Origin of the sequence: Citrobacter sp. C6_1, from assembly GCF_014596835.2 — a bacterium.
Classification (GTDB): Bacteria; Pseudomonadota; Gammaproteobacteria; order Enterobacterales; family Enterobacteriaceae; genus Citrobacter; species Citrobacter pasteurii.
Window position 1 is genome coordinate 259,576 of the sequence record NZ_CP115031.1, and the last position, 24,713, is coordinate 284,288.

At 52.8% G+C, this 24,713-nt stretch carries 27 protein-coding genes; 13 read left to right on the forward strand and 14 right to left on the reverse strand.

The features are described 5' to 3' along the window. Window positions 1–2: 2 nt before the first annotated feature. The 7 genes from IB196_RS01255 to IB196_RS01285 all read right to left on the reverse strand — a co-directional run bounded on the left by IB196_RS01255 (window position 3) and on the right by IB196_RS01285 (window position 5,105). Entirely contained in the window at window positions 3–254 is a 252-nt protein-coding gene (locus tag IB196_RS01255; protein ID WP_005121566.1) for an acyl carrier protein, read from the reverse strand. Window positions 255–266: 12 nt separating this feature from the next. After that, window positions 267–524: a phosphopantetheine-binding protein gene (locus IB196_RS01260; protein WP_040231687.1), complete on the reverse strand. Its 258-nt coding sequence runs from the start codon at window positions 522–524 to the stop codon at window positions 267–269. Next, complete coding sequence (locus IB196_RS01265) at window positions 505–1,320, reverse strand: lysophospholipid acyltransferase family protein (protein WP_061068760.1); 816 nt, start codon at window positions 1,318–1,320, stop codon at window positions 505–507. The genes IB196_RS01260 and IB196_RS01265 overlap by 20 nt, the downstream gene beginning before the upstream one ends. Next, window positions 1,317–2,039, reverse strand: a complete 723-nt coding sequence (locus IB196_RS01270) for a beta-ketoacyl synthase chain length factor (RefSeq protein WP_040231689.1) — start codon at window positions 2,037–2,039, stop codon at window positions 1,317–1,319. The genes IB196_RS01265 and IB196_RS01270 overlap by 4 nt, the downstream gene beginning before the upstream one ends. A gap of 40 nt (window positions 2,040–2,079) precedes the next feature. After that, a complete protein-coding gene (locus IB196_RS01275; RefSeq protein WP_040231691.1) occupies window positions 2,080–3,141 on the reverse strand; it encodes a class I SAM-dependent methyltransferase in 1,062 nt (353 codons plus the stop codon). A 68-nt stretch (window positions 3,142–3,209) separates the two neighbouring features. Beyond that, window positions 3,210–3,587 carry a hypothetical protein gene (locus tag IB196_RS01280; protein ID WP_188232023.1) on the reverse strand — a complete coding sequence of 126 codons (378 nt, stop codon included), beginning with the start codon at window positions 3,585–3,587 and terminating at the stop codon, window positions 3,210–3,212. 471 nt (window positions 3,588–4,058) lie between these two features. Next, window positions 4,059–5,105 carry an AI-2E family transporter gene (locus tag IB196_RS01285; RefSeq protein WP_005121571.1) on the reverse strand — a complete coding sequence of 349 codons (1,047 nt, stop codon included), beginning with the start codon at window positions 5,103–5,105 and terminating at the stop codon, window positions 4,059–4,061. Window positions 5,106–5,238: 133 nt separating this feature from the next. Between IB196_RS01285 and IB196_RS01290 the strand changes: the two genes are divergently transcribed. After that, window positions 5,239–6,456, forward strand: a complete 1,218-nt coding sequence (locus IB196_RS01290; protein WP_005121572.1) for an MFS transporter — start codon at window positions 5,239–5,241, stop codon at window positions 6,454–6,456. 3 nt (window positions 6,457–6,459) lie between these two features. Here IB196_RS01290 and IB196_RS01295 read toward each other — a convergent pair whose 3' ends face one another. After that, on the reverse strand, window positions 6,460–7,017 hold the full coding sequence (locus IB196_RS01295) for a DcrB family lipoprotein (protein ID WP_005121574.1): 558 nt from the start codon (window positions 7,015–7,017) through the stop codon (window positions 6,460–6,462). Between the two features lie 72 nt (window positions 7,018–7,089). After that, a complete protein-coding gene (locus tag IB196_RS01300; RefSeq protein ID WP_005121575.1) occupies window positions 7,090–7,755 on the reverse strand; it encodes a 7-cyano-7-deazaguanine/7-aminomethyl-7-deazaguanine transporter in 666 nt (221 codons plus the stop codon). A 168-nt stretch (window positions 7,756–7,923) separates the two neighbouring features. Between IB196_RS01300 and tusA the strand changes: the two genes are divergently transcribed. Further along, complete coding sequence (tusA, locus tag IB196_RS01305; RefSeq protein ID WP_005121576.1) at window positions 7,924–8,169, forward strand: sulfurtransferase TusA; 246 nt, start codon at window positions 7,924–7,926, stop codon at window positions 8,167–8,169. A gap of 94 nt (window positions 8,170–8,263) precedes the next feature. On the opposite strand, the gene zntA is transcribed toward tusA, so the two are convergent. Both zntA and IB196_RS01315 read right to left on the reverse strand, forming a co-directional pair. After that, window positions 8,264–10,462, reverse strand: coding sequence for a Zn(II)/Cd(II)/Pb(II) translocating P-type ATPase ZntA (zntA, locus tag IB196_RS01310; protein ID WP_188231993.1), 2,199 nt, complete (start codon window positions 10,460–10,462; stop codon window positions 8,264–8,266). Window positions 10,463–10,537: 75 nt separating this feature from the next. Continuing rightward, complete coding sequence (locus IB196_RS01315; RefSeq protein ID WP_005121578.1) at window positions 10,538–11,164, reverse strand: lysoplasmalogenase; 627 nt, start codon at window positions 11,162–11,164, stop codon at window positions 10,538–10,540. A 141-nt stretch (window positions 11,165–11,305) separates the two neighbouring features. Between IB196_RS01315 and IB196_RS01320 the strand changes: the two genes are divergently transcribed. Further along, window positions 11,306–11,665, forward strand: a complete 360-nt coding sequence (locus IB196_RS01320; protein WP_040231698.1) for a DUF2500 domain-containing protein — start codon at window positions 11,306–11,308, stop codon at window positions 11,663–11,665. A gap of 100 nt (window positions 11,666–11,765) precedes the next feature. Here IB196_RS01320 and IB196_RS01325 read toward each other — a convergent pair whose 3' ends face one another. Together IB196_RS01325 and rsmD are read right to left on the reverse strand one after the other, a co-directional pair. Then, window positions 11,766–12,041, reverse strand: coding sequence for a DUF1145 family protein (locus IB196_RS01325; RefSeq protein ID WP_005121580.1), 276 nt, complete (start codon window positions 12,039–12,041; stop codon window positions 11,766–11,768). Then, window positions 12,031–12,627 carry a 16S rRNA (guanine(966)-N(2))-methyltransferase gene (gene rsmD / locus IB196_RS01330; protein ID WP_005121581.1) on the reverse strand — a complete coding sequence of 199 codons (597 nt, stop codon included), beginning with the start codon at window positions 12,625–12,627 and terminating at the stop codon, window positions 12,031–12,033. The genes IB196_RS01325 and rsmD overlap by 11 nt, the downstream gene beginning before the upstream one ends. A 151-nt stretch (window positions 12,628–12,778) precedes the next feature. Between rsmD and ftsY the strand changes: the two genes are divergently transcribed. From ftsY to IB196_RS01355, 5 genes are all read left to right on the forward strand, one after another. Further along, window positions 12,779–14,299: a signal recognition particle-docking protein FtsY gene (gene ftsY, locus IB196_RS01335; RefSeq protein WP_188231994.1), complete on the forward strand. Its 1,521-nt coding sequence runs from the start codon at window positions 12,779–12,781 to the stop codon at window positions 14,297–14,299. Between the two features lie 2 nt (window positions 14,300–14,301). Next, complete coding sequence (gene ftsE / locus IB196_RS01340; protein WP_005121583.1) at window positions 14,302–14,970, forward strand: cell division ATP-binding protein FtsE; 669 nt, start codon at window positions 14,302–14,304, stop codon at window positions 14,968–14,970. Next, window positions 14,963–16,021, forward strand: a complete 1,059-nt coding sequence (ftsX, locus tag IB196_RS01345) for a permease-like cell division protein FtsX (RefSeq protein WP_005121584.1) — start codon at window positions 14,963–14,965, stop codon at window positions 16,019–16,021. Before ftsE ends, ftsX begins: the two co-directional genes overlap by 8 nt. Window positions 16,022–16,274: 253 nt before the next feature. Continuing rightward, window positions 16,275–17,129: an RNA polymerase sigma factor RpoH gene (gene rpoH / locus IB196_RS01350; RefSeq protein WP_005121585.1), complete on the forward strand. Its 855-nt coding sequence runs from the start codon at window positions 16,275–16,277 to the stop codon at window positions 17,127–17,129. A gap of 325 nt (window positions 17,130–17,454) precedes the next feature. Next, window positions 17,455–18,558 carry a branched-chain amino acid ABC transporter substrate-binding protein gene (locus tag IB196_RS01355; RefSeq protein ID WP_005121586.1) on the forward strand — a complete coding sequence of 368 codons (1,104 nt, stop codon included), beginning with the start codon at window positions 17,455–17,457 and terminating at the stop codon, window positions 18,556–18,558. A gap of 83 nt (window positions 18,559–18,641) precedes the next feature. Here IB196_RS01355 and panM read toward each other — a convergent pair whose 3' ends face one another. Next, a complete protein-coding gene (panM, locus tag IB196_RS01360) occupies window positions 18,642–19,025 on the reverse strand; it encodes an aspartate 1-decarboxylase autocleavage activator PanM (RefSeq protein ID WP_005121587.1) in 384 nt (127 codons plus the stop codon). 546 nt (window positions 19,026–19,571) lie between these two features. Here panM and livK point away from each other — a divergent pair. The 5 genes from livK (at window position 19,572) to livF (ending at window position 24,438) form a co-directional block, all read left to right on the forward strand. Further along, window positions 19,572–20,681 carry a high-affinity branched-chain amino acid ABC transporter substrate-binding protein LivK gene (gene livK / locus IB196_RS01365; protein WP_149691838.1) on the forward strand — a complete coding sequence of 370 codons (1,110 nt, stop codon included), beginning with the start codon at window positions 19,572–19,574 and terminating at the stop codon, window positions 20,679–20,681. A 61-nt stretch (window positions 20,682–20,742) separates the two neighbouring features. Further along, window positions 20,743–21,669 (forward strand): high-affinity branched-chain amino acid ABC transporter permease LivH, encoded by a 927-nt coding sequence (gene livH / locus IB196_RS01370; protein WP_003023435.1) that lies wholly within the window; start codon window positions 20,743–20,745, stop codon window positions 21,667–21,669. Continuing rightward, window positions 21,666–22,943, forward strand: a complete 1,278-nt coding sequence (gene livM, locus IB196_RS01375; protein WP_005121591.1) for a branched chain amino acid ABC transporter permease LivM — start codon at window positions 21,666–21,668, stop codon at window positions 22,941–22,943. The genes livH and livM overlap by 4 nt, the downstream gene beginning before the upstream one ends. After that, entirely contained in the window at window positions 22,940–23,707 is a 768-nt protein-coding gene (gene livG, locus IB196_RS01380; RefSeq protein ID WP_005121592.1) for a high-affinity branched-chain amino acid ABC transporter ATP-binding protein LivG, read from the forward strand. The genes livM and livG overlap by 4 nt, the downstream gene beginning before the upstream one ends. Window positions 23,708–23,724: 17 nt before the next feature. Next, window positions 23,725–24,438: a high-affinity branched-chain amino acid ABC transporter ATP-binding protein LivF gene (gene livF / locus IB196_RS01385; RefSeq protein ID WP_137378492.1), complete on the forward strand. Its 714-nt coding sequence runs from the start codon at window positions 23,725–23,727 to the stop codon at window positions 24,436–24,438. The last annotated feature ends 275 nt before the right edge of the window (window positions 24,439–24,713 follow it).

The window sequence follows — 24,713 nt, forward strand, 5'->3', positions numbered from 1 at the left end:
AATTACGCTTCTTTGAGAAGGCGTTCTACCGCGTCGACGACATCTTGTACGGTGCGTACTGCTTTGAACTCTTCCGGCTTGATTTTCTTGCCGGTTTTCTTTTGCAGATGCACGATCATGTCGACGGCGTCGATGCTGTCGAGTTCCAGATCTTCGTACAGGCGCGCCTCAGGCTTAATGTCCTGCGGGTCGACTTCAAACAGCTTGACCAGCAGTGAGGAGACTTCTTCGTAAATGGCTTTTTGTTCGGTCATAACGGACTATCCTCAGGCACGTTGCGCGTGAATGAACGATGCCAGCGTGGCGACGGAGAAGAAGTGCTGGCGCATTTCTTCGCTCTCTGCTGAGAGGGCCACGCCATACTCGTTTTTCACCGCCAGCCCCAGCTCCAGGGCGTCGATTGAGTCCAGACCTAATCCATCGCCAAAGAGTGCCGCTTCGGTATCAATATCGTCGGCTGTCAGTTCGTCGAGATTCAATGTCGTTATAATGAGGTTTTTGATTTCAAGATAAAGCGCTTGCATCATTAATTCCTGAAAGAGGTAAAGTACCTGGTTGTAATTGAAGCAAAAGATGCCGGTTCAACTGCCTTGCGGCCAGCGCCGGTTCTTGTGAATTTGCGTCGTAAAATTGGTCGATCTTAACCCGTTCGTGTACTGAAACGGTAAACATGGGCTTTATCGATGGGACGTCGTACCATTTGCTTTCTTTATCCAGCATTTGTTCGCTGCAGCTTATGGTTACGATGCGTAAATCGCTGCTGCAGCGTACGGCGATATTCGCCGCACCACGCTGTAACGTCATTTCCTCTCCGGGGCGTGTACGGGTTCCCTCGGGGAAAATTAAAATGGTATCGCCTTGTTCCAGACGTTGCTGGCACGCGGGTAACAGCGCATCAGCCTGACTGTTAATCAGATAATCTGCTGCCCGGACCACGCCGCCAAGAAACGGGTTTTTTAGTAATGCGCTTTTCACCAGACAGTCGGTTTCTGGCATGACCGAGGCCAGTAGCACGTAGTCAATGAGCGTCGGATGATTGGCGACGACCAGGCACCCTTGTTCGTTGCGTAAAATGTCTCGTCCTGCAATCTGGTAATCCAGCACGCCAAGTCGCTTCGCCACCGTTAAAAAGAGGCGAAAACTGGCAGCAATGCTGCGTCTGGCGATACGCCGACGTCGGGCTTTATCCCATACTGCGATGAGCAATACGTTAAACCAGACAGTAGAAAGGAGGAGTCCGCCGAGGCCAAACAGGGCAAAGCAAAAACCGGTCATCACCAGTCGCCATACCCAATTAAGCCGCAGGAAAATCGTGTTCATCCCTGACTCCACTGCCACTGTACGCGCTCGCCTGGCAGGGTAAACGCCGCGGTATCTTGCAAATAATGTTGTAAAAACAACAGGCTTTGTGGCAATGGTGTCTCACCTTGCGCGCAGTGTGGACGGGTTTCGCATTGCCAGCGATCACCGGATTCAATAACCAGCGCGACGGCAAACGGCCATGTCGGCATATCAGGCGGCAACTGCGGATGATAAAACTCGGGCAGAAAACCGTCGAAATCGACCATCAATACGCGCTGATATCCCGCCTGCAACAGCCCGATGACTTCGCATAGCCCCTGCTGGAACGTATCCCTGCCAGCGGAAAGCGAGGAGGAGACAATCGGCTTTTTCGCGGCGATGGTCAGGTTTCCCACAGCAGAATTATGCACGGAGAGGGCAAAATCGGTCGGTGAGAGTGCCTGCTCAGTCGCAAGGGCGTGCAGGATCCTGTAGTTACGCTCCAGTTCACCATGGCGGCTGGTGTACAACACGGCATCGATATCATGACGGCGTAGCATCGTCAGCCCGCAATCAACGGCCAGTTTGCTACCGGAGCTGAGGCGGCGAGCCGTCATCATCGGTAACTCGCTGAGTTTAGCCAATGGCGCGGTGGGATCGATGGCGTGCGAAAACCGTGACCATTCATGCCACTGTTCTGTTTCGCTTAATCCTGGCGCCTTGGCCTGCCAGTCGATAATGTTGAAAGCAAATTTCATCAACGCGTATCCGCGGTAAATCGGTTGTTCCGATTGTTTCTTATTTTTTCTTCTGACATATCAATAAAGTATGCCCAACACCTAAGTTGTCGTGACGTTCATCTACCTGAAAACCTGCCTGATTCAGATAGTGGTAAAACTTCTCTACGCTGTAGAAACGGCTGTTGCCATTTGCCATACAGGTAAAATAAAGCGAAGACGCATTCAGGCTAAATGAGGCCGCTTCAAATTTTTGGGCATCCCAAAACAGTTCCATAATGCACAGCTTCGCGCCCGGTTTCATCACCCGAGCAATGTTGCTCAGTATGGCGATAATTTGTTCCGGGGAAAAACAGTCCAGAAATTGGCTCATCCACCAGATATCTGCCTCTGCGGGTAAAGGCGAGTCGCTAAGCATATCCACAGCATGGAAATTTATGCGATGGGATAATCCCGTATTTTCGATATTTTCGCGGGCAAGTGCAATTTGTTGCGGCAAATCTAATAGAGTGACTGCAATATTGTCATCATGTTGACAACAACGTAATGCCCATTTCCCGGTATTTCCGCCGACATCGTACAGGGTTGCAGGGGCGCTGGCGAATACATATGGCAATGCGGCATCAAATGCGCCATCTGAATAGTAATGATCGAAAGCGAACCAACTTTCACGCGCCGCCAGGGGTAATTGCGACAGTGCAGGATAGATTGTTGGCCAGTCGCCAAAAATTTTTAATCCCGCGGGCTTCCCTTCTTTCAGCGCATTCTCCAGATAGAACAGTCCCTGATAACAAACATCCTGGGTGAAATCCATATTCACACGCGTCATCGTGTCATGTAAAAGGAAGTGGCCGACTTTTGCGAGGTAATAATATCCTTCTTTGTGGGTAATGATTCGCCCACTTAACCCCATATCCAACAGGATGCTGGCGGCATATTCGTTGATGGTGCTGTTCTCGGTAATTTCGTCGAGCGTGGCGCCGCGTTTACCTTGCTTGTCCAGCCAGGTGAGTACTCCCGCATTTCGCAGACACAACGCGGTTTGAAAAAGCATAGGGGCAAAGGCGATACGTTGTGCTTCAGTAATGGCATCCAGTGCGCTAAGCGAATCCTGTTCGTACATGTGGGGACAACCTGTTAAATGACGGAGAATAAGAGTATCGGGCCTTTTCGGCCCGACTTTAGGCGTAATTACAGATTGGCGCCGGCTGACAGATTGAGCTGGATGTCTTTATCCAGATTGCGTACCCAGCGGTTGTAGTTTTTATGGATTTTTCCACCAGAAGCCTGCAGGTTAAGGCTGCTGTCGTATTTAATGTCATAGCTGGTGGCGGTATAGGTGATACGGACTTCAGCCACATGATCGCGGGTTTGTTGGCGTGCTTTAATGACACCAGGACCGGCTTCAGACATGACCCATTGGCGTTGAATGCCCGCTTTCAGAATCGCGGTTTTAACCTGATCCTGAGTGTGCCCCGAGCTTACGCTGGTGTGAACTTGATCGATCGGCGCAGTACGCGCACATCCCGCCAGCGCACCGACAACGGCAATGGCCGCAAACCACTTAATATACTGTTTCATTAAAACTCCCTCTCAAAGTACTGTTTATACGTGTTTAATAATAAGCTTCGAAATAATGATCACCCTGCAGCACCTGTGATTTTATTTAAGCTAAATCAGCATGTTATTTCACGTGTCCGATAGCAAGGCGATGAGGTTGCCGGATGGTAATATTCGGTGACTTTCTTCAACGGAAATTTTTCAGCGTAATCATCGGCGAGAAGTATAGATTTTTAGATAAAACGTATCAAATAAAATAACCTTTAAATATAGGCAGATAGTTTGAGTTAAATGCTGTGGGGGGATTCATTATTCTTATGTGGTTTGGCAAAGATATCCGTACGTTGACTTATGTATTTTCTTTATTAAAAAATGAAATCCTTTTCACTCTTTATTTAAGATAAATTGCGATATATACCTGTATGGATATCAGTTTAACGGGCATATAAAAAGATAAAAACTACCTCGGTTGGTAGTTTTTCAGGGTAGCCGACTTTTGGGTCTGCCGGGACCCAGCAAAATGGCCAGTTTGCTGCCACCGGTGGTGGTTTCCATCCAGATTTTACACACACTGGTTAACGGCACAGAGAGCAGCATGCCTACCGGGCCGAGCAGCCATCCCCATACTAACAGGGAAAGGAAAACGATCAGTGTCGACAATCCCAGGCGATGCCCCATCATACGCGGCTCAAGGATATTGCCAATCACCATATGCACCACCAGAAACAGCGCGCCGACCAGCACGCACTCGTAAAGACCATTGAACAGCAGCGCCTGAATCATGGGCGGGACGACGGAAATGACTGAGCCAATGTTGGGCACATAATTGAGCAGGAAGGCCAGCACGCCCCACATCAGAGCAAACTGAATGCCCATTAGCGCCAACCCCAGCCAGACGATGGCGCCAGTCCATAAGCTGAGCAACGTCTTCAGTGCCAGATAGTGAGATACGCCCTTTAATGCCCGATGCAGCCCCGCAATATGGATCTGCGGATTGTTCAGCGCAAAGCGCATTTTATAGGGGACGTGGCGTACCTCAAACAGCATAAAGACCACCGTCATTACCAGCAGAACGACGCTTGCCATCGCACCGGAAAGGCTGGTCATCAGCGTGGTGGTGAAGGTCATGAGTTTGTCGGAATCGATACGTTGCAGGATGCGCTCTGGCGACATATGCAAATTCAGAAAGGGCACCATCTCTTGCAGATACAGGATCTTGCGCGTCAGCTCTTTGTTGTATTTGGGTAGCATAGCCATGAATTCCGTGATCGACGACGCCAGAACGCCGACCAGTGCCGTGAGGACGAACAGCATGACCACCACGACGAGCGTAATGGCAACCGGGCGGCGTACTCCGCGGCGAATAAACCAGGTGACCAGCGGATTCAACACAATGGCGAAAAACAGGGCCAGCAGTAGTTGCACAATGATATCCGCTGCGGCATGAATACCGGCGAGGATCACCACCAAAGCAGCCAGTTTGAGTAAAATGTGCAAACCCGTTTTATCGGGCTGAGCGGTTGTCATATTTTCTTCCTGTTTGCGTTTTTGCATTAAGTGTAGCGGCTGGCTTGCTACCGATATTCCTAATCTGGTTACTGATTTCTGCGCGGCAACATGGTAGAAATGAAACACTGTTGTGAATATGTGGTGACCCTCCATGCCCGAACCCGTCGCTGAACCGACGCTGAGCGGTTTACGCCTTAATCTGCGCATTGTCTCCGTGGTGATGTTTAACTTCGCCAGCTATCTGACCATCGGCCTGCCGCTCGCGGTTTTACCTGGTTATGTCCATGATGTTATGGGGTTTAGTGCCTTCTGGGCCGGGCTGGTTATCAGTCTGCAATATTTCGCGACGTTGTTGAGCCGTCCTCATGCCGGTCGCTATGCCGATTTGCTGGGGCCGAAAAAGATTGTGGTATTTGGGCTGTGTGGCTGTTTTTTAAGTGGTCTGGGCTATTTGCTGGCAGGGAGCTCTCATGGTTGGCCGCTGGCCAGTTTATTGCTGCTGTGCCTGGGGCGCGTGATTCTGGGTATCGGGCAAAGTTTTGCCGGGACCGGCTCTACATTGTGGGGCGTTGGAGTGGTTGGCTCAATGCACATTGGACGGGTGATTTCATGGAACGGTATTGTCACCTATGGGGCGATGGCGATCGGTGCGCCGTTGGGAGTGCTATGTTACGCCTGGGGTGGCTTACAGGGGCTGGCGCTGACCGTGATGGCCGTGGCGCTGTTGGCAATATTGCTGGCGCTCCCTCGTCCGGCGGTAAAGGCCAGCAAAGGCAAACCGTTGCCGTTTCGCGCGGTGCTTGGGCGAGTTTGGCCGTACGGTATGGCACTGGCGTTGGCCTCTGCCGGCTTTGGGGTGATCGCCACGTTTATTACCCTGTTTTATGATGCCAAAGGCTGGGACGGCGCGGCTTTCGCGCTGACGCTATTTAGCTGCACGTTTGTTGGTACTCGTCTGCTATTCCCAAATGGCATCAACCGGTTAGGCGGGCTGAATGTCGCGATGATCTGCTTTAGCGTCGAAATTGTTGGGCTATTGTTGGTCGGGATGGCTTCCATGCCGTGGATGGCGAAAATTGGCGTGCTACTGGCCGGCGCAGGGTTCTCGTTGGTCTTCCCGGCGCTGGGTGTGGTAGCGGTAAAAGCGGTCCCGCAGCAGAATCAGGGCGCGGCACTGGCGACCTATACGGTATTTATGGATTTGTCGCTGGGTGTCACCGGGCCTTTGGCGGGACTGGTAATGACATGGGCGGGCGTGCCGGTTATCTATCTGGCGGCAGCTGGGCTGGTGGCGGTGGCGTTATTGCTGACATGGCGGCTAAAAAAACGGCCTCAGGTGGTGTCACCGGAGGCCGCATCATCGTCATAACGATTACTGGATAACCAGCGTGTTAATGATGTTTTCTGCCGTGGTCTGTGCTTTCTGTTGATCGTCAGCAGGCAGCGTGATTTGCAGGGTCAGCAGTTGGTTGTCCACTTTGCCCAACACCACGGAGGAGTAAGCAGTCTGGCCTTTCGCTGAAATGATGCTATCTAACTGCTGCAGCGTGTGGCCTTTCAGCTCAATTGACTTGTTAGTGACCACCTGCAGCTGCGGGTCACGGCTACGCTGCTGATCTTCCAGACGTTTTGCCAGTACAGGCAGTGCTTCGCTGGTATCGTCACCGACAATCACAATTACCGCTTTCTGGCCGGTTGCGTCAGAATAAACGTGCATATTGTTCGCCTGAGTACCCAGCTTACCGCTCTGATCGGTCATATCCGCCGGTAGGGAAAAACTGAGTTTGCCATCGAGCAGGTTAACCGGTTGTCCGGCGGCGCTGCTTTGTGCGGCAGCACCCTCTGCTGGCGCTTTTGTATCGCTATTATCACAGGCCGCAAGCCCCATAACCAGCAGGCCAATACCGACATATTTAACCAGATTGCGCATTGACTTCTTCCTTTCGATAAACGGCCATAACGGCTCATTCGTCCATCTTATCACAACTCGGAAAATGAACCTTTAACTCGTCTGCAATGCAGAGATTTCAGATTTATCTGCCAGCCTTTTCAGTAACATATTCAGCAACACGCCGTACATCGGCAGGAAGAAAATAATACTGATCAGCACTTTGAAGCAGTAATCGACAAGCGCGATTTCCATCCAGTGCTCGGCCATAAAGGCATCCGGGCTGCGCCAGAAGGCGATAAAGAAGAACGCCAGCGTATCGCTGATGTTGCCAAACAGCGTGGAAGCCGTAGGCGCGAGCCACCAGCGACGGTTCTGACGCAGGCGGTTGAAGACATGCACATCCAGAATTTGTCCCAGCGCGTAAGCCATAAAGCTGGCGGCGGCGATACGGGCGACAAACAGGTTAAAGTGCAGCAGCGCATCAAAACCTTGCCAGGAGCCCATATAGAACAGTGACGACACACCATACGAGATCAGCAACGCCGGAACCATCACGGCAAAGATGATGCGTCTTGCCAGCGGTGCGCCAAAGATACGCACTGTCAGATCGGTGGCGAGGAAAATAAACGGAAAGCTAAACGCGCCCCAGGTGGTATGAAAACCAAAGATGGAGATCGGAAGTTGCACCAGATAGTTGCTGGAGGTGATCACCAGCAGATGAAATAACGATAGCCAGAACAACGCTTTTACGCGCTGATTTTGTGTAAACGGAGTCATATTGTGACCTTTTTGTTGGATGGGGTGAGGGAACCCAATAAAAAACCGTCGCATGATACTGCTTTAAAAACACATTGCAATGGCTGTTTTTCACGCAATCGTTAACCTGATTGGCTTACGCCACAACAGAGCGTAAAATAACGCCGTTTTTGTATGAATGAGACTACGATGAGCGATCTGTTTACTTCTCCTGACCATACCCTTGATGCGCAGGGGTTACGCTGTCCGGAACCCGTCATGATGGTGCGTAAAACCGTGCGCGGCATGCAGGCCGGTGAGACGCTGCTGATTGTTGCAGACGATCCGGCGACAACCCGCGATATTCCCGGCTTCTGTACTTTTATGGAACATGAGCTGGTGGCAAAAGAGACCGACTCTTTGCCATACCGCTATCTGCTGCGCAAAGGCCAGTAATCATGTTATGCCGGATGGCGCTAACGCTTATCCGGCCTACAAAGAACGTGTAACCCGTAGGCCGGATAAGGCAAGGCCGCCATCCGGCAAAAAACTATCCTTTACGTAACAACCGCAGCGCGTTAGCGGTCACCAGTACTGTCGCCCCGGTATCTGCCAGCACTGCCAGCCACAATCCGGTTATCCCCAGCAGCGTGGTAACAAGGAAAATCCCTTTCAGACCTAACGCAATCGCAATATTTTGTCGAATATTGGCGTGGGTGGCGCGCGCCAGCTGAATCATTTGCACCAGGCCACGAAGACGGTTATGCGTCAGAGCCGCATCGGCGGTTTCCAGTGCAACATCGGTTCCGCTACCCATGGCAATGCCGATGGTGGCGGCTTTCATCGCTGGTGCATCGTTGATCCCATCGCCGACCATCGCCAGCGGTGACCGTTGGTTGAGCTGGGTAACGGCCTGTACCTTGTCTTCCGGTAATAGCCCCGCTTTGAATTCAAGCCCCAGTTCAGCGGCAATAGCAGCTGCCGCACGAGGATTGTCGCCGGTCAGGATCACCCCTTTCACGCCAATCTGATCAAGCTCGGCGATAGCGCTGTGAGCGTCGTCGCGCAGCGTGTCCTGTAGGGCCAGTACGCCGAGTACAGTATCGTTACGCAGCACCAGCACCACCGTTTGGCCTGCGCTTTCCAGTTCGCTTATCTGCCCGGCAAAGGCATCAGCAGGATGTTTGCCCGCCGCGCAAATCAGTACGCGCTCACCGTTTACCTGTGCTTCAATCCCTGAGCCAACCAGCGCACGCTGTTCTGTCGCCAGCGGAATACTCAGTTCACGCGTCTGTGCTTCACGGACAATGGCCTGGGCCAGCGGATGCGTTGCGCCTTGCTCTACCGCTGCCGCCAGCGCCAGCAGTTCAGCTTCGCCAATACCGCTCGCCGGGTGAATCGCAGTGACGCGCGGTTTACCCACGGTCAGGGTGCCGGTTTTATCAAACGCTACCTGTGTGACTCTGCCCAACTGTTCCAGTGCGGCACCGCCTTTGATTAACGCCCCGCGCCGCGCCGCGGCGGCAAGACCAGAGGTAATAGCTGCGGGGGTTGAAATCACCAGTGCACATGGGCAGCCAATCAGCAGCAGCGTCAGCCCTTTATAAATCCACTCCTGCCAGGATGCGGCAAACAGCAGCGGTGGTACAAGGGTGACCAGCAGCGCAACCGCCATAATGGCTGGGGTGTAAATCCGGCTGAAACGGTCAATAAAGCGCTCAATGGGGGCGCGACGTTCATCCGCTTCTTCAATCAACTTCAAAATACGGTCAATGGCGCTGGCGCCCGGTTCGGAGAGCACTTCCAGCGTGACCAGACGATCCACGCTGGTGGCGCCTGCCGGGACTTTCTCGCCCAATGTCCGCTCAACCGGAATAGATTCACCCGTCAATGCACTTTCATCAAAGCTGGCAAAACCAGAAACCAGTTTAGCGTCGGCGGGTAAACGTCCCCCGGCAGCAACTTCAATGATGTCGCCTGGCTGAAGGGTGTTAATGGCAACCTCTTCGCGCTCGCCGTTACGCAGACGCGTGGCGGTTTCCGGCTTCAGCGCCATTAGCGCACTGACCCCTTTACGGGCTCGGCTGGCAGCCCATCCTTCCAGGCGCTCGCCAATTAAAAACAGCAGCAGCACCATAGCGGCTTCCGCTGTCGCGCCGATAAACAGTGCGCCGATGGCGGCGACGCTCATCAGCGTTTCAATGGCAAAGTAGCTACCGGTTTTCATCAGGCGCAGCGCCTGACGTGCAATGGGATACAGACCCACCAGGGTGGTGGCGATAAATGCTATCTGGCCGAAGGGGTGATTGAACTGCTCCAGTCCCCAACTGATGGCCATCATTATAATCAATGAAATCAGTGGCAGATTTTCTTTAAACCGTGATTCGGGGGCTTCTTCTGGCGCCTGCTCATCACGCAGGGTGTAGCCGGCTTTCTGCACTGCGCTTTCAATTTGCTCGCGGATATCGGAACCGGCATCTACCACCAGCTTTTCGGTGGCGAACAGAACCTGAACCTGGTTAACGCCGCTGACCTGGCGGACTGCATTCTCGACTTTACGCGCACAGGCCGCGCAGTCCATGCCCGTCACTTTCCAGGAATAGCGAGTCCCGTCAACGGTATCGGATACGGGTGGTGTAGTGGAGCAAGTTCCGTCGCAGCAGCAGTCATCCGCCTTTTGTGGCGCAGGCGCTGGCTTGAAAGAAGAGAATTGTGGGGCTTTTTTGCCATTGGTCTCTGGTGTCGACATGGCATCCTCCGATTGATAATCATTTCGTATTAACCGGAGGATACACTCTGGAGTCGACTCCAGAGTCAAGGGTTTTTAAAGATACAACGAACGAACAATCAGGAAATGTCCGGCGAAGTAGCAGGCGGCAGCAATCGCATTATCCGCGCGGAAGCGGTAACGGTAATGGCTCCCCAGCCAGACAATATTGCCGATGAACAGGAGCGATGCGCCCATAAATGCTGACAGCGCCGGAGCGGTCGGGCGGAAGAACCACAGTTCGCCAGCCATCCAGACCATCATCAGCGTGATGCCGATAAAGGTACAAATAGCGATGCGCAGCTCTTCCAGACGTGTCCAGATCACGGCAATCAGCAACGCCCCCAGCACCACCAGTACCAGCGGCAAAGGCCAGAAGAACGACAGCGTCATTTGGCTGGCGAAGTAAATGGTATACAGCAGATGCGACAGGAAGAATGCCCCAATTGCGTACAGCAGGCGTTGGCGCGGCAATAGCGTCAGCGCGTCGCCCAGCAGCGAAGCCAGCAAGCCGGCCAGTACCAGGTAGCTGATGGCGTTAAACATTGGTGCCTGCCAGGCCAGCAGCAGCAGGAGCAATAACGTCAGGGGTTTAAAGACCCAGCGTTGCCAGACGGGCCCACGATAAGAAGCATCCACGAACAACCATGCGGAAAGACAAACAGCGATAAACGACCAAAGCATCTTAGTTCCTTGAATTCGTTATTTTTTCGTAAGCGGGGTGCTTACGGCTCTATTGACCAGTGTAGAGTCCGATACCGCAGGATGACAACACCATAACAGGCAAGGTATGCTTATTTCCGCATTTTCTGATGGGTTAATACTATGAGTAAGCCACCCCTTTTTTTTATTGTGATCATTGCCTTAATCGTTATTGCCGCGTCGTTTCGCTTTGTCCAGCAGCGGCGGGAAAAAGCGGAAAATGATGCTGCACCGTTGGTACAAAAAAGGGTGGTGGTGAGTAATAAGCGGGAAAAGCCGCTAAATGACCGGCGTTCACGTCAACAGGATGTTACGCCAGCGGGCACCAGCATGCGCTATGAAGCCAGCTTCAAACCGCAAAGCGGCGGCCTGGAGCAGACGTTTCGTCTGGACGCCCAGCAGTATCATACGTTAACGGTTGGCGACAAAGGGACACTGAGCTACAAGGGTTCGCGTTTTGTTGATTTTACGGCTGAACGCTAAGGTTTCATTTGGCTGATGCCGGATGGCGGCTTACGCCTTATCCGGCCTACAGGTTTTGCCGTCCCGGCTCGCTACGTGATACCGGGCAAAGTGAGCACCATTACTTCTTCAACTGGTCTTTAATCTTCTTCTGCCAGACCAGCAGTTCAAATACGCCAAACAGGAAAATGCGGATTTTCTCGCCGCTGGTCATTTGCGGGCCATCTTTCGGCATGGTTGATTTCAGCAGCGCCAACTGCATGCCGTGCATCAGCACCATAAACACCAGTGCCACATTCACGAAGATATTGAGCGGACGTGGGAACGGTTGAAAAATATTCAGTAGCAGGAATGCCCAGACACACAGCATTAACAGACGTCCCAGATTAATCAGCATGTTGCTCTCCTTGTGCTTCACGTTGATAAAGGCGATAGGCGACCTGTCCGGCGACTTTCTCACGGTATAGCGACCAGTTCACCGGAACCGGCGGCAAACCGTTTTCTACTTCGCTTTCCACGTAAATATACGCTTCGTTCGCCAGCCAGCCATGAGTTTCCAGAAGCGTTAATGTTTCTTCCAGTAACCCTTTGCGAAACGGCGGATCCACAAACACCACGTTATGCGGCGTACCCGTTTGGGCCAAAAATGTCAGCGTATTGGTATTGACGACGCGGGCATGGGAGGCTTTCAGCGTGGCGAGATTCTTTTGCAACTGCTGAGACACCGCGCGATCCATCTCCAGAAGCGTCGCATTTGCCGCATAGCGAGAGAGGGCTTCCAGCCCCAGCGCGCCGCTGCCGGCGAAGCAGTCCAGACAGTGAGCATCGACCATTACCGGGGCCAGCCAGTTAAACAATGTTTCGCGCACACGGTCGGTGGTCGGACGCAGGCCGGGGCTGTCCGGAACCGGGAGTTTACGGCCACGCCATTGCCCGCCAATAATGCGGATCTGGCCGCTACCAGAGTGATTCGGTTTTTTCATTTCAATTATTGCTCAATCCGCTGCTGACGTGTCATTCCAGGCGGTGATGTGAGTTAAGTTAAGTGATAGACTATTTCATCATTTTTTTAGCTGCTATGTACATAGCGTTGACGCTGTGCCATGAAGCAACAGCGGGGGAGTGTAGTCGCAAATGGCGAAAGAGAAAAAACGTGGCTTTTTTTCCTGGCTGGGCTTTGGTCAAAAAGAGCAGGCACCGGAAAACGAGACAGAACTAAAAAACGAAGAACAACAACCGGTTACTGAAGAAGCTACCGTCGTTGATGAGCCGTCACGCGCGCAGGAAACGCATAGCGAGGCGGAAACAGAAGCCTTTGCGGCTGAAGTTGTTGAAGTCACTGAACAGGTTGCGGAAATTGAAAAACTGCAGCCGGAAGAAGAGCCTGTAGCTCAACAACAGCAACCGGTCGTTGAATCAATAGTGGAAACACCGGCACCCGCGGCAGTGACCGAACGCGAAGAATTACCGCTGCCGGAAGAGGTTAAAGCCGAAGACGTTTCTGCCGAAGAGTGGCAGGCTGAAGTGGAAACCGTTGAAATCGTTGAGGCGGTTGAAGAAGAAGCCGAAAACGAGCCACAGCTAACTGATGAAGAGCTGGAAGCACAGGCGTTGGCCGCTGAAGCGGTGGCAGAAATTGCTGAAGATGCCGCGACTGTTGAGCCTGTTGAAGACACGCCTGCAGCAGAAGAGGCTGTGGTAGAAGACGCTGTGCAGGAGCAGGAAAAACCGACGAAAGAAGGTTTCTTTGCACGCCTGAAGCGTAGTCTGCTGAAAACCAAAGAAAACCTCGGTTCCGGATTTATCAGTCTGTTCCGTGGTAAAAAGATCGACGATGATCTGTTTGAAGAGCTGGAAGAGCAACTGCTGATTGCCGATGTGGGCGTAGAAACAACCCGCAAGATCATTACAAATCTGACAGAAGGCGCCAGCCGCAAGCAGCTCAAAGATGCAGAAGCGTTGTACGGCCTGCTGAAAGATGAGATGGGCGAGATTCTGGCAAAGGTTGACGAGCCGCTGAATGTTGAGGGTAAAACGCCATTTGTTATCTTAATGGTTGGCGTTAACGGTGTGGGTAAAACCACCACCATCGGTAAGCTGGCGCGTCAGTTTGAGCAGCAGGGTAAATCGGTGATGCTGGCGGCGGGCGATACCTTCCGTGCGGCGGCGGTGGAGCAACTGCAGGTCTGGGGTCAGCGAAACAACATCCCGGTGATTGCTCAGCATACCGGCGCGGATTCCGCGTCCGTTATCTTTGACGCCATTCAGGCGGCGAAGGCGCGTAACGTAGACGTGCTGATCGCTGATACCGCAGGACGTTTGCAGAATAAATCGCACCTGATGGAAGAATTGAAAAAAATCGTTCGCGTCATGAAGAAGCTGGACGAAGATGCGCCGCATGAAGTTATGCTGACTATCGACGCCAGCACCGGGCAGAATGCGATAAGCCAGGCCAAACTGTTCCATGAAGCGGTGGGTTTAACCGGTATCACTCTGACCAAGCTGGATGGTACGGCGAAGGGCGGGGTTATCTTCTCGGTTGCCGATCAGTTTGGCATCCCTATCCGTTATATCGGTGTGGGCGAACGTATCGAGGATTTACGTCCGTTTAAAGCGGGCGATTTTATAGAGGCACTTTTTGCCCGAGAGGATTAACAATGATTCGCTTTGAACATGTCAGCAAGGCCTATCTCGGTGGGAGACAAGCGCTGCAGGGAGTCACATTCCATATGCAGCCTGGCGAGATGGCGTTTCTGACCGGCCACTCCGGCGCGGGTAAAAGTACCCTGCTGAAGCTGATCTGTGGAATTGAACGGCCCAGTGCCGGGAAGATCTACTTCAGCGGGCACGACATCAGTCGTTTGAAAAACCGTGAAGTGCCGTTTCTGCGTCGCCAGATCGGCATGATCTTTCAGGATCACCACCTGTTGATGGACAGAACCGTCTTCGACAACGTGGCAATCCCACTGATCATTGCGGGTGCCAGCGGGGACGATATTCGTCGTCGCGTGTCAGCGGCGCTGGATAAAGTCGGGCTGTTGGACAAAGCGAAGAACTTCCCGATTCAACTCTCCGGCGGTGAACAGCAGCGTGTGGGCATCGCCCGTGCGGTGGTGAACAAGCCTGCGGTACTGCTGGCGGATGAACCGACGGGGAACCTTGACGACGCGCTGTCAGAAGGGATCCTACGTCTGTTCGAAGAGTTTAATCGCGTCGGGGTAACGGTATTAATGGCGACGCACGATATTGGGCTAATCTCCCGTCGTTCTTATCGCCAGCTTGTCCTGAGTGATGGACACCTGCATGGAGGCCTGGCGAATGAATAGACGCGACGCTATTAATCAAATCAAACAGTTCGGTGGACGACTGGATCGTTTCCGTAAATCGGGCGGTGCGCCAGGAGAGGGCGGTCGCAACGCGCCAAAACGTGCGAAAGCGTCGCCAAAACCGAACTCGCGTAAAACCAACGTCTTTAACGAGCAAGTGCGCTATGCGTTCCAGGGGGCGTTGCAGGACCTGAAAAGTAAACCGTTGGCGACGTTCCTGACGGTGATGGTTATCGCTATCTCACTGACGTTGCCAAGTGTTTGTTACATGGTCTACAAGAACGTGAATCAGGCGGCAAGCCAGTATTACCCGTCCCCGCAGATCACCGTATATCTGCAAAAAACGCTGGATGATGATGCGGCAGCACGTGTGGTGGGGCAGTTACAGGCCGAGCAGGGCGTGGAGAAAGTGAATTACCTCTCCCGTGACGATGCGCTGGGCGAATTCCGTAACTGGTCTGGCTTTGGCGGTGCGCTGGATATGCTGGAAGAAAACCCACTTCCGGCCGTGGCGGTGGTGATCCCGAAACTGGATTTCCAGGGCACGGAATCACTGAACACGCTGCGTGATCGTATTGCACAAATCAACGGTATCGATGAAGTACGCATGGATGACAGCTGGTTTGCGCGACTGGCTGCGCTGACGGGCCTTGTCGGACGCGTTTCCGCGATGATTGGCGTGTTGATGGTGGCGGCGGTCTTCCTCGTCATCGGTAACAGCGTGCGTCTGAGCATTTTTGCGCGTCGCGATACTATTAACGTACAGAAACTGATTGGTGCGACGGATGGATTTATCCTGCGTCCGTTCCTTTACGGCGGCGCGCTGCTCGGTTTTTCTGGCGCATTTCTTTCACTGATTTTGTCAGAAATTTTGGTGATGCGACTGTCGTCAGCGGTCACGGAAGTGGCGCAAGTTTTCGGAACGAAGTTTGATATCAACGGCTTATCATTCGATGAGTGCTTGCTGTTACTGCTGGTATGCTCAATGATTGGCTGGGTGGCAGCCTGGCTTGCCACGGTTCAACATTTACGCCACTTTACCCCCGATTAAAAAATCTCTGGTATAATCTTTCCCTGCACTGAGTAGTTCGCTCTGCAGGGAAAGAGCTCTGTTTTCTCTTCCCGGCGCATTCATCGTGATGTCACATTTTGTGCGTAATTTATACACATCACGACATGGAACTTGTGGATAAAATCACTGTCTGATAAAAGATTGAATGATATTCTCGTTGCTCATAAGCTCTGGCATGGTTGTTGCTATTGGTTTTTACCAACGCCAGATGACAAAGATTGAGAGGATTTGAATGACCAAAGAAATGCAAAATTTAGCTTTAGCCCCTGTTGGTAACCTGGAGTCTTACATCCGGGCTGCGAACGCGTGGCCGATGTTGTCGGCTGACGAGGAGCGGCTACTTGCTGAAAAGCTGCATTACCAGGGCGATCTGGAAGCAGCTAAAACGCTGATCCTGTCTCACCTGCGCTTTGTTGTTCATGTTGCTCGTAACTATGCGGGCTATGGCCTGCCGCAGGCGGATCTGATTCAGGAAGGTAATATCGGCCTGATGAAAGCCGTGCGCCGTTTCAACCCGGAAGTGGGTGTGCGCCTGGTTTCCTTCGCCGTGCATTGGATCAAAGCCGAGATCCACGAATACGTTCTGCGTAACTGGCGTATCGTGAAAGTCGCGACCACCAAAGCACAGCGTAAGCTGTTCTTTAACCTGCGCAAAACCAAGCAGCGTCTGGGCTGGTTTAACCAGGATGAAGTGGAAATGGTTGCCCGCGAGCTGGGGGTTTCCAGCAAAGACGTGCGCGAAATGGAATCCCGTATGGCGGCGCAGGACATGACGTTTGACATGTCTTCGGACGATGAGTCCGACAGCCAGCCGATGGCTCCGGTTCTGTATCTGCAGGATAAATCCTCCAACTTTGCCGATGGCATTGAAGAGGATAACTGGGAAGATCAGGCCGCAAACAAGCTGACTCACGCAATGGAAGGTCTGGACGAGCGTAGCCAGGACATCATTCGTGCCCGCTGGCTGGACGAAGACAACAAGTCGACGTTGCAGGAACTGGCCGATCGCTACGGCGTTTCCGCTGAACGTGTTCGTCAGCTTGAAAAGAACGCGATGAAAAAACTGCGTGCGGCGATCGAAGCGTAATCTTCGCGCATTGCCAATGAACCCTCGAATGTGAATTCGGGGGTTTTGTTTTTTGTAGGCCGGATAAGGCGTTTACGCTGCCATCCGGGAACACGTAGGCCCGATGGCGCTTCGCTTATCGGGCCTACGACCTTTCCTTTCCTCCCCTCCACCGACACGAATTTGTTATCTGGATGTAAATTTAGCTATTCCAAAATAATAAAAATCGGGTATGTTTTAGCAGAGTATGCTGCTAAAGCACGGGTGGCTATCCAATAATCGATATAAAGTGCTGAATAACAACATCACAACACACGTAATAACCACAATAATGGGGATTGTCAGGATGAATATGAAGGGTAAAGCGTTATTGGCAGGATGTATCGCCCTGTCTTTGAGCAATATGGCCTTTGCTAAGGATATTAAAGTTGCCGTCGTCGGCGCGATGTCCGGCCCGGTGGCGCAGTATGGCGATCAGGAGTTTACCGGCGCAGAACAGGCCATTGCTGATATCAACGCCAAGGGCGGCGTGAAAGGCGACAAACTGGTCATGGTAAAATATGACGATGCCTGTGACCCGAAACAAGCGGTAGCGGTTGCTAACAAAGTGGTCAACGACGGGATTAAATACGTTATCGGCCACCTGTGTTCTTCTTCCACTCAACCTGCGTCAGATATCTATGAAGACGAAGGTATTCTGATGATCACTCCAGCGGCAACGGCACCGGAACTGACCGCACGCGGCTATAACCTGGTGTTACGTACCACCGGTCTGGATTCCGATCAGGGCCCAACTGCGGCGAAATACATTGTCGATAAAGTGAAGCCGAAGCGCATTGCTATCGTGCATGACAAACAACAGTACGGCGAAGGCCTGGCGCGCTCCGTGCAGGACAACCTCAAGAAAGCCAACGCTGACGTGGTGTTCTTCGACGGGATCACCGCCGGTGAGAAAGATTTCTCTACGCTGGTGGCACGTCTGAAGAAAGAGAACATCGATTTCGTTTACTACGGCGGTTACCACCCGGAAATGGGGCAGATCCTGCGCCAGTCTCGCGCCGCGGGTCTGAAAACTCAGTTTATGGGACCTGAAGGGGTCGCGAACGTGTCGCTGTCTAACATTGCCGGTGAATCAGCAGAAGGTTTACTGGTAACGAAACCGAAGAACTACGACCAGGTACCAGCGAACAAACCGATTGTGGATGCGATCAAAGCCAAAAAACAGGACCCAAGCGGTGCATTTGTGTGGACGACCTACGCCGCGCTGCAATCTTTGCAGGCCGGTCTGAACCAGTCTGACGATCCGGCTGAAATTGCCAAATACCTGAAAGCAAACTCGGTGGAAACCGTCATGGGGCCACTGTCATGGGATGCGAAAGGCGACCTGAAAGGCTTCGAATTCGGTGTGTTTGACTGGCATGCAAATGGTACGGCGACAGACGCTAAATGAGTAACTGCCCGGTGGCGCTTTGCTTACCGGGCCTACAACGAGTACTTCGTAGGCCGGATAAGCGTCAGCGCCATCCGGCTTTTTTATCTTTTTTCCCAGCCATTCTCCTGGGCCGTAAAACCTAATGCCTGCATAAACGCGGCCATCACGCTGCGGTCTTCCACGCCGACGTCGGCCATCCACCATGAACTCACGTCCGGGTTTTCGCGGAGAGTTTCTTCAACCAAATACTGCCCAACGCCACGACGGCGGGTGATATCGCGTACACGTAAGGAATCCAGTGCACCTTGCGTACCGCTCAGTGTGACGCGTACTGCGCCAAGCAGGCGCTCGTTAAAGCGTGCGGCATAGATCCGGTGCGTTTCATCTACGCTTAATGATGAGGCGGAATATTCCGGCCAGATTTTGCCAAGATCGATGAGATCCTGAGCACTGAAGTTTTCTAAACGAACGATGGTCAGCTTCATTAACAGCATGTCCAAATCACAAAAGATGGAATCAGTGTACCGAAATAATTCACCCGGATGCTTTCTCTTTTTTATTCGATTAACCAGGTTAATAGTTTTGTAACAACGATATTGACAGTTTGAAACATCAGAGATTGAAAAACAGGCAGGATAATCCCCTGGAATGCAGCATTTTATTCGGCTCTTTGTACCGTTATTTTATGCTGACAAATGCACTTTTTTTTGTTTATCTATAGTGAAAAGCAGAATATTATCTTTTCTTAATCGACTGAAAAATAGAGCTTTTAGCCGTAATTTGCATAAAAAACTGCGCTAAACCATTAATGAGACTGGTAAAAATAGTACAGTTCAAAAAAAGCACAGTCTGCTTTTTGACCATATAAATACAACATATATACACAAAATCATTCAAGTTGCATTAAGGCGGCAAGAGAGTGAATCCCCAGAAGCTTACATAAGTAAGTGACTGGGGTGAGCGAACGTAGCCAACACAGAGGCAGCTTGAAGGATGAAGTGTAAACACGTCACGAATGGGGATTCAGGAATATGAAACGGAATGCGAAAACCATCATCGCAGGGGTGATAGCACTGGCAATGTCGCACGCTGTCATGGCGGAAGATATCAAGGTCGCTGTTGTTGGCGCGATGTCAGGTCCGGTCGCGCAGTGGGGCGATATGGAATTTAATGGCGCACGTCAGGCGATTAAAGATATCAATGCCAAAGGTGGGATCAAAGGCGACAAGCTGGTCGCCGTGGAATATGACGATGCCTGCGATCCGAAACAGGCCGTTGCCGTCGCGAACAAAATCGTCAACGATGGCATTCAGTATGTGATAGGACATCTGTGCTCATCGTCGACTCAACCGGCATCAGATATTTACGAAGATGAAGGCATTCTGATGATTTCCCCGGGCGCGACCAACCCGGAACTGACGCAGCGTGGTTACGCGCACATCATGCGCACCGCGGGTCTGGACTCCTCTCAGGGGCCGACTGCCGCGAAATACATCCTGGAGAAGGTGAAGCCACAGCGTATCGCCATCATTCATGACAAACAGCAGTACGGTGAAGGCCTGGCGCGTTCGGTGCAGGACAGCCTGAAAGCAGGTAAAGCCAACATCGTCTTCTTTGATGGGATCACCGCCGGGGAGAAAGATTTTTCTGCGCTGATCGCCCGCCTGAAAAAAGAAAATATCGACTTCGTTTATTACGGTGGCTACTACCCGGAAATGGGGCAAATGCTGCGTCAGGCGCGTTCAGTTGGCCTGAAGACGCAGTTTATGGGACCAGAGGGCGTGGGAAATGCCTCCCTGTCTAACATTGCCGGTGATGCCGCTGAAGGGATGTTGGTTACCATGCCAAAACGCTATGACCAGGATCCGGCTAACAAAGCTATCGTTGATGCGCTCAACGCTGACAAGAAAGATCCAAGCGGACCTTACGTATGGATCACTTACGCAGCCGTTCAGTCACTGGCGACAGCGATGGATCGTAGCGGCAGCAAAGAGCCGTTGGATCTGGTGAAAGATCTGAAAGCACACGGGGCTGATACCGTGATTGGGCCGCTGAAATGGGACGAAAAAGGCGATTTGAAGGGATTTGAGTTTGGTGTCTTCCAGTGGCACGCGGATGGTTCATCGACTGTCGCGAAGTAATACCTGAAGACGCGTTATCCCACCGCCCGTGCAAAACGGGCGGGTTTAAAAAGGTTACCTTATGTCCGAGCAGTTCCTCTATTTCTTGCAGCAGATGTTTAACGGCGTCACGCTGGGAAGCACCTACGCGCTGATCGCCATTGGCTACACGATGGTGTACGGCATTATCGGCATGATCAACTTCGCCCACGGCGAGGTGTATATGATCGGCAGTTATGTCTCCTTTATGATCATCGCTGCGCTAATGATGATGGGTATTGATTCCAGCTGGCTGCTGGTTGCCGCAGGCTTCGTCGGTGCTATCGTGATTGCCAGCGCCTACGGCTGGAGCATTGAACGCGTGGCGTATCGGCCCGTACGCAGCTCCAAGCGCCTGATCGCGCTGATTTCCGCCATCGGGATGTCTATCTTCCTGCAAAACTACGTCAGCCTGACGGAAGGCTCGCGCGACGTGGCGCTGCCCAGCCTGTTTAACGGTCAGTGGACTGTCGGCAGCAGTGAAAACTTCTCTGCGTCCATCACTACCATGCAGCTGGTTATCTGGATTGTGACCTTCCTTGCGATGCTGGCGCTGACGCTGTTTATCCGCTATTCGCGTATGGGACGCGCCTGTCGTGCCTGCGCGGAAGACCTGAAAATGGCCAGCCTGCTCGGCATTAACACTGACCGCGTGATCGCGCTGACTTTTGTGATTGGCGCAGCAATGGCGGCGGTAGCAGGTGTGTTGCTTGGACAGTTCTACGGTGTAATTAACCCCTATATTGGCTTTATGGCCGGGATGAAAGCCTTTACCGCGGCGGTTCTTGGCGGTATCGGTAGCATTCCAGGGGCGATGATCGGCGGCCTGATTCTGGGCGTGGCGGAAGCGCTCTCCTCTGCTTATCTGAGTACGGAATACAAAGATGTGGTGTCGTTCGCACTGCTGATTCTGGTGCTGCTGGTAATGCCGACCGGTATTCTGGGTCGCCCGGAGGTAGAGAAAGTATGAAACCGATGCATTTTGCAATGGCGCTGCTTTCAGCGGTTATGTTTTTCATCCTGGCGGGCGTCTTCATGGGCGTTCAACTGGAACTGGATGGCACGAAGCTGGTGGTGGATACCGCTGCGGATATCCGCTGGCAGTGGGTGTTTATCGGTACCGGCGTGGTCTTTCTTTTCCAACTGCTGCGTCCCGTTTTCCAGAAGAGCCTGAAGAGCGTCTCCGGACCGAAGTTCATTCTGCCGGCGATTGATGGCTCAACCGTCAAACAGAAGCTGTTTCTGGTGGCGCTGTTGGTCATTGCTGTCGCATGGCCATTTATGGTGTCGCGCGGCACGGTGGATATCGCTACGCTGACGATGATTTATATCATCCTCGGCCTCGGCTTAAACGTGGTGGTCGGCCTTTCCGGCTTGCTGGTGCTGGGCTACGGCGGATTCTATGCCATTGGTGCGTATACCTTTGCGCTGCTGAACCACTATTACGGTCTTGGTTTCTGGACCTGTTTGCCGTTGGCGGGACTGGTATCGGCGGCGGCAGGTTTCCTGCTTGGCTTCCCGGTTCTGCGTCTGCGCGGCGACTACCTGGCAATAGTGACCTTAGGCTTTGGCGAAATCGTGCGTATCCTGTTGCTCAATAATACAGAAGTCACCGGTGGCCCGAACGGTATCAGCCAGATCCCTAAACCGACCTTTTTCGGTCTGGAATTCAGCCGTAGCGCCCGTGAAGGCGGCTGGGATACCTTCAGCAACTTCTTTAACGTCAAGTACGATCCCTCTGATCGTGTGATTTTCCTTTATCTGGTGGCGCTGCTGCTGGTGGTGTTCTCGCTGTTTGTCATCAACCGCCTGTTGCGTATGCCGCTGGGCCGTGCATGGGAAGCGCTGCGTGAAGATGAAATTGCCTGCCGTTCACTGGGCTTAAACCCTACGCGTATCAAGCTGACCGCCTTTACCATCAGCGCCGCGTTTGCCGGTTTTGCCGGTACGTTGTTTGCCGCGCGCCAGGGTTTTGTCAGTCCGGAATCATTCACCTTTGCCGAGTCGGCCTTTGTGCTGGCGATTGTCGTGCTGGGGGGGATGGGATCGCAGTTTGCGGTGATCCTGGCGGCCATCCTGCTGGTGGTCTCACGTGAACTGATGCGTGATTTCAATGAATACAGCATGTTAATGCTGGGTGGTTTGATGGTACTGATGATGATCTGGCGTCCGCAGGGCTTGCTGCCGATGACCCGTCCACAGTTGAAGCTGAAAAACGGGGAAGCAAAAGGAGAGCAGGCATGAGTCAGCCATTATTATCGGTTAGCGGCCTGATGATGCGTTTTGGCGGCCTGCTGGCAGTCAACAATGTGTCTCTGGATTTGCATAAAAAAGAGATTGTCTCTCTGATTGGCCCGAACGGCGCGGGGAAAACCACGGTCTTCAACTGCCTGACCGGGTTCTATAAGCCGACCGGCGGGACGATTAAGCTGCGCGACCAGCACCTGGAAGGGCTGCCGGGCCAGCAAATTGCGCGCATGGGCGTGGTGCGTACCTTCCAGCATGTGCGTCTGTTTCGCGAAATGACAGTGATTGAAAATCTGCTGGTGGCGCAGCATCAGCAACTGAAAGCTGGGGTTTTCTCCGGGCTGCTAAAAACCCCTGCTTTTCGCCGCGCGCAGGATGACGCGCTGGACCGCGCCGCCACCTGGCTTGATCGTATCGGCCTGCTGCAGCATGCTAACCGGCAGGCGAGCAACCTGGCCTATGGTGACCAGCGCCGTCTTGAGATTATCCGTTGCATGGTCACTCAGCCGGAAATTCTGATGCTCGATGAACCTGCTGCGGGTCTTAACCCGAAAGAAACCAAAGAGCTGGATGAGCTGATTGCTGAGCTGCGCGACCATCACGACACCACCATCCTGCTCATTGAGCACGACATGAAGCTGGTGATGGGCATTTCAGACCGTATTTACGTGGTGAACCAGGGGACGCCGCTGGCGAACGGGACACCTGAGCAGATTCGTAACAACCCGGACGTGATCCGCGCCTATTTAGGCGAAGCATAATGGTGGTGAGGCATAAGATGGAAAAAGTCATGTTGTCTTTTGACAACGTCAACGCCCACTACGGCAAGATCCAGGCGCTGCACGACGTCAGCTTGTATATCAACCAGGGTGAAATCGTGACGCTTATTGGTGCCAACGGCGCGGGAAAAACCACGCTGCTCGGAACGCTGTGTGGCGATCCTCGGGCAACAAGTGGGCGTATTGTCTTTGATGGTAAAGATATTACCGACTGGCAGACGGCAAAAATCATGCGTGAAGCAGTGGCGATTGTCCCGGAAGGGCGTCGCGTGTTTTCCCGTATGACGGTAGAAGAGAACCTGGCGATGGGGGGCTTTTTTGCCGAGAAAGACCAGTTTCAGAAACGCATCAAGTGGGTGTATGACCTGTTTCCACGTCTGCATGAGCGTCGTATCCAGCGTGCGGGAACCATGTCTGGTGGTGAGCAGCAGATGCTGGCGATTGGCCGGGCTTTGATGAGCCAGCCGAGGCTGCTACTGCTTGATGAACCGTCGCTGGGTCTGGCGCCGATCATTATCCAGCAGATCTTTAACACCATTGAGCAATTGCGCGAGCAGGGGATGACGATTTTCCTCGTCGAACAAAACGCCAACCAGGCACTGAAACTCGCTGACCGTGGGTACGTGCTGGAAAACGGCCACGTGGTGCTGGAAGATACCGGTGATGCATTGCTGGCTAACGAAGCGGTGCGCAGTGCGTATCTGGGCGGTTAACTCTCAGCCACCTTGCCGGATGGCGGTGTAAACACCTTATCCGGCCTACAGTATGTATAGGCCGGATACGATGCGTGAGCACCGCTATCCGGCGTATCACCCAAATAGCCTGTACGTGTCTCAGCTCCCACTTTCCTTTCTTGCAATCGTCACTGCCTTGCCATCTCTCTGTCGCCTTACTATCTTTTTTTTGTAATAAAAAAGTTATTTTTCTGTCATTCGAGCATGTCATGTTACCCCCGCGAGCATAAAACGCGTGATATCGCGCATCCGGC

Bases quoted from the DNA above. Each gene is read 5' to 3' on its own strand.
- ftsX (WP_005121584.1), top strand. From the start codon at position 14,963: ATGAATAGACGCGACGCTATTAATCAAATCAAACAGTTCGGTGGACGA.
- ftsY (WP_188231994.1), top strand. From the start codon at position 12,779: ATGGCGAAAGAGAAAAAACGTGGCTTTTTTTCCTGGCTGGGCTTTGGT.
- ftsE (WP_005121583.1), top strand. From the start codon at position 14,302: ATGATTCGCTTTGAACATGTCAGCAAGGCCTATCTCGGTGGGAGACAA.
- panM (WP_005121587.1), bottom strand. From the start codon at position 19,025: ATGAAGCTGACCATCGTTCGTTTAGAAAACTTCAGTGCTCAGGATCTC.
- livF (WP_137378492.1), top strand. From the start codon at position 23,725: ATGGAAAAAGTCATGTTGTCTTTTGACAACGTCAACGCCCACTACGGC.
- IB196_RS01270 (WP_040231689.1), bottom strand. From the start codon at position 2,039: ATGAAATTTGCTTTCAACATTATCGACTGGCAGGCCAAGGCGCCAGGA.
- IB196_RS01255 (WP_005121566.1), bottom strand. From the start codon at position 254: ATGACCGAACAAAAAGCCATTTACGAAGAAGTCTCCTCACTGCTGGTC.
- IB196_RS01285 (WP_005121571.1), bottom strand. From the start codon at position 5,105: ATGACAACCGCTCAGCCCGATAAAACGGGTTTGCACATTTTACTCAAA.
- livM (WP_005121591.1), top strand. From the start codon at position 21,666: ATGAAACCGATGCATTTTGCAATGGCGCTGCTTTCAGCGGTTATGTTT.
- IB196_RS01295 (WP_005121574.1), bottom strand. From the start codon at position 7,017: ATGCGCAATCTGGTTAAATATGTCGGTATTGGCCTGCTGGTTATGGGG.
- IB196_RS01355 (WP_005121586.1), top strand. From the start codon at position 17,455: ATGAATATGAAGGGTAAAGCGTTATTGGCAGGATGTATCGCCCTGTCT.
- livK (WP_149691838.1), top strand. From the start codon at position 19,572: ATGAAACGGAATGCGAAAACCATCATCGCAGGGGTGATAGCACTGGCA.
- IB196_RS01290 (WP_005121572.1), top strand. From the start codon at position 5,239: ATGCCCGAACCCGTCGCTGAACCGACGCTGAGCGGTTTACGCCTTAAT.
- IB196_RS01275 (WP_040231691.1), bottom strand. From the start codon at position 3,141: ATGTACGAACAGGATTCGCTTAGCGCACTGGATGCCATTACTGAAGCA.
- IB196_RS01300 (WP_005121575.1), bottom strand. From the start codon at position 7,755: ATGACTCCGTTTACACAAAATCAGCGCGTAAAAGCGTTGTTCTGGCTA.
- livG (WP_005121592.1), top strand. From the start codon at position 22,940: ATGAGTCAGCCATTATTATCGGTTAGCGGCCTGATGATGCGTTTTGGC.
- IB196_RS01260 (WP_040231687.1), bottom strand. From the start codon at position 524: ATGCAAGCGCTTTATCTTGAAATCAAAAACCTCATTATAACGACATTG.
- rsmD (WP_005121581.1), bottom strand. From the start codon at position 12,627: ATGAAAAAACCGAATCACTCTGGTAGCGGCCAGATCCGCATTATTGGC.
- IB196_RS01325 (WP_005121580.1), bottom strand. From the start codon at position 12,041: ATGCTGATTAATCTGGGACGTCTGTTAATGCTGTGTGTCTGGGCATTC.
- IB196_RS01315 (WP_005121578.1), bottom strand. From the start codon at position 11,164: ATGCTTTGGTCGTTTATCGCTGTTTGTCTTTCCGCATGGTTGTTCGTG.
- tusA (WP_005121576.1), top strand. From the start codon at position 7,924: ATGAGCGATCTGTTTACTTCTCCTGACCATACCCTTGATGCGCAGGGG.
- IB196_RS01265 (WP_061068760.1), bottom strand. From the start codon at position 1,320: ATGAACACGATTTTCCTGCGGCTTAATTGGGTATGGCGACTGGTGATG.
- livH (WP_003023435.1), top strand. From the start codon at position 20,743: ATGTCCGAGCAGTTCCTCTATTTCTTGCAGCAGATGTTTAACGGCGTC.
- IB196_RS01320 (WP_040231698.1), top strand. From the start codon at position 11,306: ATGAGTAAGCCACCCCTTTTTTTTATTGTGATCATTGCCTTAATCGTT.
- zntA (WP_188231993.1), bottom strand. From the start codon at position 10,462: ATGTCGACACCAGAGACCAATGGCAAAAAAGCCCCACAATTCTCTTCT.
- rpoH (WP_005121585.1), top strand. From the start codon at position 16,275: ATGACCAAAGAAATGCAAAATTTAGCTTTAGCCCCTGTTGGTAACCTG.